The sequence below is a fragment of the Lutibacter sp. genome (assembly GCF_013139515.1).
In the GTDB taxonomy this organism is placed as follows: Bacteria; Bacteroidota; Bacteroidia; order Flavobacteriales; family Flavobacteriaceae; genus Lutibacter.
On record NZ_WTAR01000100.1, the window covers coordinates 1 to 14170 of the forward strand.

The following is a 14170-nucleotide window of genomic DNA, read 5'->3' on the forward strand; positions in this document are numbered from 1 at the left end:
TAATTGCACAAGAAATGGAAAATGCCTTTAAACTTTCAGTGCCATTAACTGTTGACATTGGTGAAGGGAAAAACTGGCTGGAAGCACATTAAAATCAATTAAAATGAATAATTTAGGAAAATAGGGATTAGATAAACGCTTTTGGCTTTCACCCTTTACCTTTTACCCTTCACCCTTTGCCTTTTAGCTATAAAAAACACTCCATAAAAATATCACAAAACTCTATTTGTTATCTATAAAATAGTTTGTACATTTGCACTCCCTTTTTAGGGAGATAAAAGAATGTTTAACTATAACAAAGAATTTAATTGTGAATACATTAAGTTACAAAACAGTGTCAGCTAACAAAAAAACCGTTACAAAAGAGTGGGTTTTAGTTGATGCAGACGGCCAAACGTTGGGTCGTCTAGCTTCTAAAATAGCGATGCTAATTAGAGGTAAATACAAACCAAATTACACTCCTCACGTAGATTGTGGAGACAATGTAGTGGTTATCAACGCAGAGAAAATTAAATTATCTGGAAAAAAATGGACTGACAAATCTTACATTCGTCACACAGGTTATCCAGGAGGACAAAGATCATTAACTGCAACAGAAATGTTTGAAAAAGACCCAACACGTCTTGTAGAAAAAGCAGTAAAAGGAATGTTACCAAAAAACAAATTAGGAAGTGCTTTGTACAGAAACTTGTACGTATATGCTGGTACAGAACACCAACAAACTGCGCAAACACCTAAAGTTATTAACCTTAACGATCTTAAATAATGGATACTATACACAAAATAGGTAGAAGAAAAACGGCTGTTGCTCGTATTTATGTTTCTGAAGGAAAAGGAAACATTACCGTTAATAAAAAAGATTATAAAAATTACTTTACAACTCCACATTTACAATATAAAATAATGCAAGCATTAAACTTAACTGATAATGCTGAAGCATTTGATATTAAAGTTAATGTTTTTGGAGGTGGTATAACTGGACAAGCTGAAGCAATTCGTTTAGCAATTTCTAGAGTATTAGTTGAATTAGATCCAGAAAACAGAACAATTCTTAAACCAGAAGGATTACTTACAAGAGACCCAAGAATGGTTGAACGTAAAAAATTCGGTCAAAAGAAAGCAAGAAAAAAATTCCAATTCTCAAAACGTTAATCGTATTTGCGAATTGTTTCGCCAATTTATTTGGTGGTTCATTGAAATTAAAATTAAAACAAAGTTGTTGTTGCACAGTCAATGACTGTAAAACGTTTAGCATCCAAATAGGTAAGATCGATTTATCGCTACTTACCTATTGCTAATTCAACGGAACGTAAACTTAACATACAAATGAAAATTGAAATTCAAGAATTATTAGACGCAGGTGTACACTTTGGTCACCTAACAAGAAAATGGGATCCAAACATGGCTCCTTACATTTACGGAGAACGTAACGGTGTTCATATTATTGACCTTTACAAAACTTCAGCAAAAATTGAAGAAGCTTCAGAAGCTTTAAGAAAAATTGCAACTTCAGGAAGAAAAATACTTTTTGTAGCTACAAAAAAACAAGCTAAAGAAATTATTTCAGATAAAGCAACTAGTGTAAATATGCCTTTCATTACTGAAAGATGGCCAGGCGGTATGTTAACTAACTTTATTACTATTAGAAAAGCCGTTAAAAAAATGTCTTTAATTGATAGAATGAAGCAAGATGGTTCTTTTGATGCACTTTCTAAAAGAGAAAAATTACAAATTAACCGTCAACGTGAAAAATTAGAAAAAAACTTAGGTTCAATTACTGATATGACACGTTTACCAGGAGCTATTTTTGTAGTTGATGTTAAAAAAGAGCATATTGCTGTAGCTGAAGCAAAAAAATTAAGCATTCCAATCTTTGCAATGGTTGATTCAAACTCTGATCCAAGAGATGTTGATTATGTAATTCCTTCTAATGATGATGCTTCAAAATCAATTAATAAAGTATTAAGTTACATTATTGATGATATTGCTGAAGGATTAGCTGAAAGAAAAGCAGGTAAAGAAAAAGCTACTGAAGAAAAAACTGAAGTGAAAGCAAAGGTGAAAACTAAAGCTAAAGTAGAAGTGAAAACTGAAACTAAAGAAGTAAAAGCTGAAGTGAAAACCGAAACAAAAGAAGTGAAAGCAGAAGTGAAAACTGAAGCTAAAAAATAATTAGTGTATAATAGTTGAGTACTTATTTATTCAACAAAAAATATCAAATAAAATGGCAAAAATTACAGCCGCAGAAGTAAATAACTTAAGAAAATCTACCGGAGCTGGTATGATGGACTGCAAAAATGCACTTGTTGAAGCAGAAGGAAATTTTGACAAAGCAGTGGATATTTTACGTAAAAAAGGACAAAAAGTTGCTGATAAAAGAGCAGACAGAGATACCTCTGAAGGTGCTGTTATTGCAAAAGTAAATGATGAGAACACAAAAGGTGCTATTATTTCATTAAACTGTGAAACTGATTTTGTTGCTAAAAACGATGATTTCGTTGCTTTGGCTACCAAATTTGCTACAATTGCAGTAAACTGTGCTACAAAAGAAGACTTTTTAAGTGCTGATTTTGGGGGGATGACAGTTGCTGAAAAATTAATTGAGCAAACTGGTGTTATTGGTGAAAAGTTAGCAATTGGTGCTTTTGAGAAAGTTGCTGGTGAATTTGTAGGTTCTTACATTCACGTAGGTAACAAAATTGCTGCTATTACAGCATTATCGTCTACAATCGACGGAGTTGCAGAAGTAGCGAAAGACCTTTCTATGCAAGCTGCTGCAATGGGAGCTTCAATTTTATCTTACAAAGATTTTGACCCTGCATATATTGCTTCAGAAACTGAAGCTAGAATTGCAGTGATTGAAAAAGATAATATTGAACTTGGTAGATTAGGAAAAACACTTAAAAATGTACCTACTTATATTTCTAGAGCTCAATTAACTGACGAAGTTATTGCGCAAGAAACTACAAGATTACAAGAACAATTAAAAGCTGAAGGAAAACCAGAACAAATTTGGGATAGAATTATTCCTGGTAAAATTGAAAGATTTATTTCTGACAATACAACTTTAGATACTGAACAATGTTTACTTGATCAAGTTTTTATTAAAAACGAAAAGCAAACAGTTGCTGAATATGTTAGTTCTGTTGGTGATGTTGCTGTAGTTGACTTTAAAAGAGTTTCAATAGCTTAAATATTACACACATAAAGTAATAAAAAAAACCTCGCTAATAGCGAGGTTTTTTGTTTATATCAAATTATTTTATTTCTTCAAGCCTAATTTATGTCCTGAAATTGCATAATATAAAATTATAAAATAACAAGGCAATAAAATCCAATAACCCGAAGTTGAAGCTTCAGCCAATGCAGCAGATTCAGTCATTCCTTGAGCAACTAAATTTGCTTTATTTTCATCAACAAAACTTCCATATAAAGGAGGAATAATTGCACCACCAGCAATTGCCATAATTAATAATGCTGAAGCGGTTTTAGTAAATTTACCTAACCCTTTTAATGTTAAAGGCCAAACTGCTGGCCAAACTAATGCATTTGCAATTCCTAAAGCAGCAACAAAAAGAATTGATGTAAACCCTGAAGTAAATACAATTAAAAAGGTAAAAACAATACCTAAAATTGCGCTTATTTTTAAAGCAAAGGTCTGACTTAAATATTTTGGAATTAAAAATACTCCAAGCGCATAAGTAATAACCATTGCCATTAAAGTTAGCGTTGTAAAAAATTTAGCATCCTCACCCGAAAATCCTAAAGAAATTCCATAAGCAATAATAGTATCTCCCGCAATTACTTCGGCTCCAACATACACAAAAAGTGTTAGCACACCTAACCACAAATGAGGAAATTGAAAAATACTAGTTCTTGTAGTTTCACCGTCCTTAGCTTCTTCAATTGGTGAGGCTTCAACATGTGGTAATGGCGCTTTTCTAATTAAAATTCCTAAAACAAATAATATTGCAGCCATTACAATGTAAGGTGTCACAACACTATCTGCCATTGTATTTAATAACTGCTCTTTTTCTTCAATTGAAACAACATTTAGTTTGTCTTTAATTTCATCAATTCCAGATAATAAAATATATCCAAAAATAAGTGAACCTAAAGCGCCAGCAATTTTGTTAGCAATTCCCATAATAGCAATACGTTTAGCTGCACTTTCTATTGGCCCAAGAATTGTGATATATGGGTTTGAAGCTGTTTGCAACAATGTCATTCCAATTCCTTGGATAAAAATTCCCGTTAAAAAAAACCAATATGTTCTTGCTTCAGCAGCAGGAATAAAAACCAAAGCACCCAAAGCCATAACTAATAAACCCAATGACATTCCTTTTCTATAACCAATTTTCTCAATTATATAAGATGCTGGTAATGCCATAACAACAAATGAAATATAGGAAGCTGATGCAACTAAATAAGATTGCGCATCGGTTAATTCGTTAATTGTTTTCATAAATGGAATTAGTGCTCCATTTATCCAAGTAACAAATCCGAAAATAAAAAATAAACCTGCTATTATAAGTATTGGAATTAAGGTTGTGTTTTGTTTATTTGAAACTAAACTCATAGTGTTTGAAATTATAAAAATTTTAATGCTCAATATACAAAATATAGTAGTGTATCATTTTTTTTGAAGAAGTATTTTATCAATTCAGAATAAAAAAATAATTTACTTTGGGTATAATTCAACAGCAATATTCTATTTAAATTTCATAAAGTATTTCTTATATTTGCTTAACTTTTAAATAAATTATGGCATATAAAAGAATTCTTTTAAAATTAAGTGGTGAAGCTCTAATGGGAGAACGCCAACATGGAATAGACCCAACCCGTTTAGCAGAATACGCTGAAGAAATAAAAAAGATTGTTGACAGAGGTGTTGAAGTTGCCATAGTTATAGGTGGTGGGAATATTTTTAGAGGTGTTGCAGGAGCCAGTAATGGTATTGATAGAGTTCAGGGTGATTATATGGGAATGCTAGCGACTGTTATTAATGGCTTGGCATTACAAAGCGCTATTGAAGATGCTGGAGTTAAAACAAGATTACTTACTGCAATTAAAATGGAACAAGTTGCTGAGCCTTTTATTAAAAGAAGAGCTGTTCGCCACTTAGAAAAAGGACGTGTAGTAATTTTTGGAGGCGGCACTGGAAACCCCTATTTTACTACAGATACCGCAGCAGTTTTAAGAGCCATTGAAATTAATGCTGATGTAATTTTAAAAGGTACTCGTGTAGATGGTATTTATACTTCAGATCCTGAAAAACATAAAGATGCCATTAAATTTGACTCAATAACATATGAAGATGTTATGAGCAAAGGTCTTAAAGTGATGGATATGACTGCTTTTACACTTAGCCAAGAAAATAATTTACCTATTGTTGTTTTTGATATGAACACTAAAGGAAATCTTGGAAAATTAATTTCAGGAGAAAACATTGGAACAAAAGTTGATAAATAAACATATAATTTAAATTTTTAAGTTATGAATGAAGAATTAGCCTTTATAATAGATAGTACAAAAGAATTAATGCAACATGCAATTACGCATTTAGAAAAAGAATTTAGAAATATTAGAGCTGGTAGAGCAAGTTCTGCAATGTTAGGAAATGTAACTGTTGAGTATTACGGTTCACAAGTGCCTTTAACTCAAGTTGCAAATGTGGGAACTATGGATGCTCATACTATTACTGTTCAGCCTTGGGAAAAACAAATGCTTCACGAAATTGAAAAAGCAATTATGAATGCTAACTTAGGGTTTAACCCTATGAACAATGGTGAAATAGTAATAATCAATGTTCCTGTTTTAACTGAAGAAAGACGTTTAGAGCTTTCTAAACAAGCAAAAGCTGCAGCCGAAACAGCAAAAGTGAGTATTAGAAACGATCGTAGAGAAGCAATGAATGAAATAAAAAAAGATGAATCTTCTGAAGATATGAAAGCTAATGCTGAAATTGATATTCAAAAACTGACAGACAAATTTAGTGCTGAAGTTGATGAACATTATAAAATTAAAGATGTAGAAATAATGAAAGTTTAATTTATAACTTTCAATACTAAACTTATGTGAATTCCCTCCTTTTTAAAAATTGGAGGGAATTTTATTTTAGAAAATTATTGACACATTGTTTTAAAAGAAAGTCTTTCTATATTTACAACACCAACAAAATTAATTTAAGAAAAAAAATAGTTATGAATCGTACTGAAATGATGAACTCCATTTCTAAAAATGGTAATGAACTAGATTTTATTGTGATTGGTGGTGGTGCAACCGGACTTGGAATTGCATTAGAAGCCTCTTCAAGAGGCTATTCAGTTATTTTACTAGAGCAAGATGATTTTACCAAAGGAACATCAAGTAGAAGTACAAAACTAGTTCATGGTGGTGTTCGTTATTTAGCTCAAGGAAAAATTGCATTGGTAAAAGAGGCTTTAAGAGAGCGAGGTTTTATGAAAAAAAACGCTCCTCATTTAGTTAAAAATCAATCTTTTATAATTCCTGCTTACAAATGGTGGATAAAACCTTATTACACTATTGGATTAACCATTTACGATTTATTATCTGGTCGATTAAGTCTTGGTTGGTCTGTTCCTACTTCAAAACAAAAAACGTTGGAATGTATTCCAACACTTAAAACAAAAGGATTAAAAGGAGGTGTAATGTATCACGACGGGCAATTTGATGATGCTCGTTTTGGTATTAACTTGTGTCAAACAATTATTGAAAAAGGAGGAATTGCACTCAATTACATGAAAGTTAGCAACCTTATTAAAACAAATAATAAGGTAACTGGAGTAGTTACTATTGATCAAGAAACTAAAATAGAGTATCAACTAAAAGGAAAAGCAATTATTAATGCAACCGGTGTTTTTATAGATGATATTATAAAAATGGATACTCCGAATGCTCCAAAAATGGTCCGTGCAAGCCAAGGAGTTCATGTGGTTTTAGATAAAGAATTTGTGCCTAATAATTGTGCTATTATGATTCCTAAAACTAGTGATGGTCGCGTTCTTTTTGCTGTTCCATGGCACAATAAAGTAATTGTTGGAACTACAGATGTTTTAAAAGAAACTGCTGAATTAGAACCCGTAGCCTTAGAAAAAGAAATAAATTTTATATTAGAAACCGCAGGAAGATTTTTAGCCAAACAACCTAAACGGACTGATGTAAAAAGTGTTTTCGCAGGTTTACGACCATTAGCTGCTCCTAAAGAAGGAAGTTTAAAAACAAAAGAAATTTCACGTAGTCATAAAATTATAATTTCAACCTCTGGAATGTTAACAATTACTGGAGGAAAATGGACAACTTATCGTAAAATGGCTGAAGATGTTATTAATAAATTAATTAAAAAAAATAATTTCAAACAAACAAAATCCAACACCGAAGACTTAAAAATTCATGGCTATAAAGAAACTATAAATTATAACAATCCTTTATATGTTTATGGAAGTGATGAAGATAAAGTTTTAAAATTAGCAAAATCTGAAAATTTAGAAGATTATTTAAGTGAGTCTTTAAAAATTATCAAAGCACAAGTTATTTGGGGAGCGCGTTATGAAATGGCTAGAACTGTTGAAGACATTTTAGCACGAAGAACTAGAGCATTATTTTTAGACGCTAAAGAAAGTGTTAGAATTGCACCTGAAGTAGCTAATTTACTAGCAAAAGAATTTGGTTATACTAAAGAATGGGAAGAAAATCAAATTATTAAATTCAACAACATCGCAAAAAACTACATACTAAATTAACACGTGAAAATTATGATGAAATTTTTCAATCCAGCTCCACATAAAAAATTAATAGATTCAACTAAAGTTGATTCAACATACAAACGCTTAAGATTGCAAGTTTTTTTAGGAATTTTTATTGGTTATGCTGGTTATTATTTGGTAAGAAAAGTATTTTCATTAGCTATGCCCAATTTAGTTGACTTAGGTTATTCTAAAACTCAGTTAGGTTTCGCATTATCAGGTGTTTCAATCGCTTACGGATTGAGTAAATTTATTATGGGAAATGTTTCAGATAGAAGTAACGCTCGTAATTTTATGACAACGGGCTTATTATTATCAGCTTTTACCATGATATTTATGGGAATAGTACCCGTTGCAACTTCATCAATTACCATTATGTTTGTTTTATTAATGATGAATGGTTGGTTTCAAGGAATGGGTTGGCCAGCAAGTGGAAGGGTTATGGTGCATTGGTTTTCAATTAGAGAACGAGGCACAAAAATGTCTATTTGGAATGTAGCTCACAATGTTGGTGGCGGAATAATTGGTCCGCTTGCAATTTTAGGTGTTGCAATTTTTGCTGATTGGCATGCGAAATTATACTTTCCCGGTTTTATTGCTTTAGCAGTGGCAGTAATTACTTGGTTTTTGCTACGAGATACGCCACAATCATGCGGACTTCCAAATATTGAAAAATATAAAAATGATTACCCTGATTCCTATTCTGAAAAATTTGAACAAGAAATGTCTGCTAAAGAGATTTTCTTCAAGTACATTTTCAAAAACAAACTATTATGGTCAATTGCATTTGCCAATGCTTTTGTTTATTTGGTACGTTATGGCGTGTTAGATTGGGCTCCTTTATATTTAGAAGAAAGTAAAGGTTTTTCTATTCAAGAAACAGGCTGGGCGTACTTTGCATATGAATGGGCTGGTATTCCAGGCACTTTACTGTGCGGATATTTAAGTGATAAAGTTTTTAAAGGAAAAAGAGCACCTGTAAGTATTATTTATATGTTGCTTGTTATGGTTTCATTATTTATGTATTGGACAAGTGAATCTATACTCGCAAACTCAATTGCTTTGATATTTATTGGCTTTTTAATTTATGGTCCTGTGATGTTAATTGGTGTGCACGCGCTAGATTTAGTTCCTAAAAAAGCTGCCGGAACTGCTGCTGGGCTAACCGGATTATTTGGATATTTAGGTGGTGCTTTATTTGCAAATATTGCAATGGGTGCTGTTGTAGATAAATGGGGCTGGTCAGGTGGTTTTGGAATACTTATTGGCTCTTGTATAGTTGCTATTTTACTTTTAGGGCTATCTTGGTATCATGAATCAAAAGGGCATAATGGAATTCATGTTTAATAATAATTCTTAGATTTTTAGCGTTAAACTTATCACAAATAAAAAAAGTACTTTATTCTTTTACTTTTGAATTAAGTTATATTTGTCAGGTTTAGAAAAATTTACAAATGAGAAAATTACTTTTACTAGTATTTATAATTCCTTTTTTAGCGATTTCACAACATAAAATTCAAGGAATTGTAATAGATAGTAAAACAAAAAAACCACTTCCATTTGCTTCAGTTGTGACCAATACAAATTTCGGAACTTTAACGGATTTAGATGGTGAATTTAATATCAAGGCGAAAAATTCATTTCAAAAAATTACAATTTCTTATGTTGGATACCAGTCTGTTTCAGTTTCTATAAATGAAAATGATAAATTTATACGTGTTAAACTTAAAACTTCAGTTGAAAATTTAAATGAAGTTTTAATTACTGCAAAAGAGAATCCTGCACTTCAAATTATTAGAAATACCATTAAAAACAAACCAAAAAATAACATTGAAAAATCACTAAATTCATTCAAATTTAATACCTATAATAAAATATTAGTTACTGCAAGTCCTGATTCAATAAATGGAAAAGTAGATTCTGTTTTTGTTGTTAAAGACGGTTCTAAAAAATTTAAAAAACTAGATTCTTCAAACTATAAATTCAAAAAAGAAATAGACAAACAGCATATTTATATTTCTGAAAAAATTTCAGAATTTCAATTTCAAAAAGGAAAAAAGAAGAAAGAAGTTATTTTAGCTTCAAGAATGGCAGGTTTACAACAACCTATTTATGAATTTTTGGCTATTACTTTTCAAGACTTTTCATTTTACAATGAAGTGTACACAATTGCGGGAACAAAATATACGAATCCCATAGCTAACAATGCCTTAAAACAATATAATTACAAAATTTTAGACACTGTAATTACCGAAATTGGAAATTCCATTCTAATTTATTTTAAACCAAAAGAAAAAAAAGAAGTTATTGGTATTGAAGGTGTTTTATATATTGACTCTCAAAGTTTTGCAATTACAAAAGCTATTGCCGAATTAAAGGGAATTGTAAATATTAAAGCTACTCAGAATTATAATTACATTAAAGAATACAAAACTTGGTTTCCTACAGATATGAATATTGTACTTAAAAAAGGAGACAATAATGAGAATATTTCTTTGTTTGGAGGTACTGTTAAATTTAATAAAAGTAGAAAAAACGATACAATAATTAATACTCGAAAAAATAATGTAGGTGATGTGACTTATTTCATTTCAAAATCTGTGAATTCTAACATTCAAATAAACACTCCTGTTGTTGTAAAAAAATCAGCATCAACAATGCTATTTAATGATGATGCTCATAAACAAAAAGAAGTTTTTTGGAACAAGTATAGAACTGATTCACTTACTAAACGTGGTAAAGAAACATATAAAACTTTAGATAGTTTAGCTAAAAAAAAGGGTGTAGAGAAAAAAATAAATTTAGCTCGTAATATTTTAAAAGGCTACTACCCAACAAAATACATAAACCTTGATCTTGGTAAAATTATTAACTTAAATAATTATGAAGGTTTAAGATTTGGTTTTGGGGGAATAACAAATAGCAACTTCTCAGCAAAATACAAAATTGAAGCATATGGAGCTTCAGGTACAAAAGACAAAGAAGTTAAATATAGCTTCGGGTTATCAACTAGATTAAATAAAGAAACAAATACCTGGTTTAGTGCCAATTACACAAACGACATAAAAGAAGCTGCTGCTTTAGATTTTATAGCTGAAAACACTTCATTTTCACCAATAAATCCTCGAAATTTAAATGTGAGTACATTTTACAATTATAAAACTGTAAATGCTTATTTAAAACATGATATTCAACCAAATTTAGAAGCAAAACTTCAATTCAGCGCTGGTGATTACAAACCTTTATTTGATTATCAGTTTGTATCATCAACAAAAAATTTATCTGAATATAAATTAACTACAGCAACTTTAGGCTTTCAATACAACCCAAAAAGTGAATATATGAATTCACCTTTAGGGAAATTAAAAATTAGAAATAGGTTTCCACAATTCACGCTTCAGCTTGCTAAAAGTTTTGAAAATGTTTTTGATAGTGATTTTAACTTTACACAAGTAAACTTTAGAGTTTTACATAAAATTAAACGCCTTAGAAAAGCAACTACTCATATTTTAGCCGAAGGCGGAATTGTTTTTGGTGAAACTCCAATTTCACATTTATACAATTCAACCCCTAACTATACTTTTAAAAGTCCTTGGAGAAAACGTGTTACGCTTGCTGGTAAAAATAGTTTTGAAACTATGGGTTACAACGAGTTTATTTCTGATAAATTTATGGCTGTTCACTTAAAACATGAAATAACTTCATTTAAAATTACTAACAAATTTAAACCACAGTTAACTTTAGTTACTAGAATAGCAGTTGGAGATATTAGTAATGCTAATTACCAAACAGGATTAGAGTTTAAAAGTTTGAAAAAAGGATATATTGAAAGTGGCTTAGAACTTAACAGTCTTTTTAAAGGTTTTGGCTTAAGTGCTTTTTATAGATATGGCGCTTACAAAAATCCTGAATGGAGCGATAATTTAGCATTAAAATTAACTTATAAATTAAGATTAGGATTTTAAATAGCCACTTACTAAAACCTCAACTATTTTTTTAACTTTGCAAAAAACTTTTGAATGGATTTTTGGACTCAGGTTTCTAGAGTAATCTTAAAAGGAAGATATTTAATACTTGTATTAATAGCTGCTTTCACCTACTTTTTAGCATCACAAATGCAGTATATGCGCTTCTCTTATACTGAAGCAAATTTATTGCCTGCAAATCATAAAATTAATGTTGAATACGATAAATTTTTAGATCTTTTTGGTGAAGAAGGAAATCTAATTATTTTAGCTACAAACGATTCAACAATATTTACACCAAGAAAATTCAATGCTTGGAATGATTTATCAAAAAAATTAGATAGTTTTTCTGAAATAGATTTTACAGTTGCAGTTGGAGATATTCAAAAGTTAAAGAAAAACACAAAAGATCAAAGGTTTGATGTTGAACCACTTTATGATAAAACGCCTGAAACTACTGAGGATGTTTTAAAAATTAAAACTGAACTTTTTGAAAACCTTCCGTTCTTCGATAATTTTTTATTCAATAAAAAAACCGGAACTATTAGAACGGTTGTTTATTTAAAAAAAGATATTGTAAATACTGCTGCTCGTAAAGATTTTGTTTTCGACATCTTAAATCCTGCTATTGAACAATTTGAAAATGAGTATAATATAGATATAAGAGTTTCTGGTATGCCTTATATACGCACCATGAATGCTCAAAATATTATTGATGAAATTGGACTTTTTGTAGGACTAGCTTTGGCTGTTACTGCATTAATTTTCTTCTTCTTTTTTCGTTCAATAAGAGCTACTTTTATTACGCTTACTGTAGTTAGTATTGGTGTAATTTGGGCTTTTGGTTTTATTGGTTTATTTAGATATGAAATTACCGTTTTAATGGCATTAATTCCGCCATTAATAATTGTAATTGGTGTGCCAAATGCCATTTTTTTAATAAATAAATATCAACAAGAAGTAAAAAAGCACGGTAACCAAGCAAAATCATTACAACGCGTTATTACTAAAATTGGTAACGCAACTTTAATGACCAATGTTACAACTGCATCAGGTTTTGCTACATTTATTTTTACTAAAAGTCAACTTTTAAGAGAGTTTGGTACTATTGCATCCATTAATATTTTAGGAATATTTATTCTGGCATTATTAATTATACCAATTATGTATAGTTTTATGCCATTACCAAAAGAAAAACATTTAAAACATTTAGAAAGAAAATGGATTGATGCTATTGTTAAATGGATGGAATCAATTGTTAGAAATCATAGAATTGCAGTATATGCAAGCACCATTGTGTTAATGGTTGCAAGTATAATTGGAGTTTATATGATTAAAGTTTCTGGAAGCTTAATTGAAGACATGCCAAAAGGGGAAGACTTTTTTAAAGATATTGTGTTTTTTGAAGAAGAATTTGGTGGTATTATGCCTCTTGAAATTATTATTGACACAAAAGCTGAGAAAGGTGTTATGAAACTTTCTACACTTAAACGTATGAATAAATTAGATGAAACTATTAATGAAATTCCACAGCTTTCAAAATCAATTTCAGTTTTAAATTTAGTTAAATATTCAAAACAAGCTTTTTATGGCGGAAATCCAAAATATTACCAACTACCAACCAATCAAGAAAAAAATTGGATTTTATCGTACACTAAAAACTCTTCATCAAACGATAATTTATTAAAAAACTTTGTTGATTCTACTGGTCAATTTGCACGTATCACAACCTTTATGAAAGATATTGGAACTGATAAAATGGGGCTTATTGAAGATCGTTTACAACAAAAAATAGATAAAGAATTTCCAAAAGAAAACTACAATGTTACTATGACTGGTAAGGCGTTGGTATTTTTAAAAGGAACCAACTTTTTAATTAACAATTTAGTAGTATCTCTTTCATTAGCCATTTTATTAATTGGAGTTTTTATGGCTTTCCTATTTCGTTCTTTTAGAATGATCTTAATATCATTAATCCCAAATATTTTTCCGCTACTAATTACTGCTGGTTTAATGGGGTATTTAGGCATTCCAATAAAACCTTCAACAATTTTAGTATTTAGTATTGCTTTTGGTATTTCTGTTGATGATACTATTCACTTTTTAGCCAAATATCGCCAGGAGTTAAAAGCTAATAATTGGCGAATTAAACAATCGGTTTATAATGCGTTAAGAGAAACTGGTTTAAGTATGTTTTACACATCAATTGTACTATTTTTTGGTTTTTTAGTGTTTACAGTTTCAAGTTTTGGAGGTACAATAGCATTAGGAGGTTTAGTTTCGGTAACATTATTATTCGCTATGGCGTCTAACTTATTACTATTACCTTCACTATTACTTTCATTAGAAAAAAATATAGCTAACAAAAAAATATTTAAAGAGCCTACGCTTGATATTTTGACAACTAAAGATGAGAAATAAATTAGTGCATTTTTCACC

At 30.3% G+C, this 14170-nt stretch carries 11 protein-coding genes; 10 read left to right on the plus strand and 1 reads right to left on the minus strand.

Going from position 1 to position 14170, the window contains the following annotated elements:
* The first annotated feature begins 310 nt into the window (after positions 1–310).
* From rplM to tsf, 4 genes are all read left to right on the plus strand, one after another.
* Positions 311–766, plus strand: a complete 456-nt coding sequence (gene rplM, locus GQ540_RS09240) for a 50S ribosomal protein L13 (protein WP_291800313.1) — start codon at positions 311–313, stop codon at positions 764–766.
* The gene (gene rpsI, locus GQ540_RS09245; RefSeq protein WP_291800315.1) at positions 766–1152 is read left to right on the plus strand and encodes a 30S ribosomal protein S9; all 387 of its coding nucleotides are present in this window, start codon (positions 766–768) and stop codon (positions 1150–1152) included. Before rplM ends, rpsI begins: the two co-directional genes overlap by 1 nt.
* Before the next feature lie 174 nt (positions 1153–1326).
* The gene (rpsB, locus tag GQ540_RS09250) at positions 1327–2172 is read left to right on the plus strand and encodes a 30S ribosomal protein S2 (RefSeq protein WP_291800317.1); all 846 of its coding nucleotides are present in this window, start codon (positions 1327–1329) and stop codon (positions 2170–2172) included.
* A 52-nt stretch (positions 2173–2224) separates the two neighbouring features.
* Complete coding sequence (gene tsf, locus GQ540_RS09255; protein ID WP_291800319.1) at positions 2225–3193, plus strand: translation elongation factor Ts; 969 nt, start codon at positions 2225–2227, stop codon at positions 3191–3193.
* 69 nt (positions 3194–3262) lie between these two features.
* On the opposite strand, the gene GQ540_RS09260 is transcribed toward tsf, so the two are convergent.
* Positions 3263–4579, minus strand: coding sequence for a sugar MFS transporter (locus GQ540_RS09260; protein WP_291800321.1), 1317 nt, complete (start codon positions 4577–4579; stop codon positions 3263–3265).
* 185 nt (positions 4580–4764) lie between these two features.
* On the opposite strand from GQ540_RS09260, the gene pyrH reads away from it, so the two are divergent.
* The 6 genes from pyrH (at position 4765) to GQ540_RS09290 (ending at position 14152) form a co-directional block, all read left to right on the plus strand.
* On the plus strand, positions 4765–5472 hold the full coding sequence (gene pyrH / locus GQ540_RS09265; RefSeq protein ID WP_291800323.1) for a UMP kinase: 708 nt from the start codon (positions 4765–4767) through the stop codon (positions 5470–5472).
* Positions 5473–5496: 24 nt separating this feature from the next.
* Positions 5497–6051, plus strand: coding sequence for a ribosome recycling factor (frr, locus tag GQ540_RS09270; protein ID WP_291800325.1), 555 nt, complete (start codon positions 5497–5499; stop codon positions 6049–6051).
* A gap of 152 nt (positions 6052–6203) precedes the next feature.
* A complete protein-coding gene (locus tag GQ540_RS09275) occupies positions 6204–7763 on the plus strand; it encodes a glycerol-3-phosphate dehydrogenase/oxidase (protein WP_291800326.1) in 1560 nt (519 codons plus the stop codon).
* Positions 7764–7775: 12 nt separating this feature from the next.
* Positions 7776–9113: a glycerol-3-phosphate transporter gene (glpT, locus tag GQ540_RS09280; protein WP_291800328.1), complete on the plus strand. Its 1338-nt coding sequence runs from the start codon at positions 7776–7778 to the stop codon at positions 9111–9113.
* A 107-nt stretch (positions 9114–9220) separates the two neighbouring features.
* Entirely contained in the window at positions 9221–11731 is a 2511-nt protein-coding gene (locus tag GQ540_RS09285; protein ID WP_291800331.1) for a DUF5686 and carboxypeptidase-like regulatory domain-containing protein, read from the plus strand.
* 54 nt (positions 11732–11785) lie between these two features.
* Positions 11786–14152 carry an efflux RND transporter permease subunit gene (locus GQ540_RS09290; protein WP_291800333.1) on the plus strand — a complete coding sequence of 789 codons (2367 nt, stop codon included), beginning with the start codon at positions 11786–11788 and terminating at the stop codon, positions 14150–14152.
* Positions 14153–14170 lie beyond the last annotated feature (18 nt).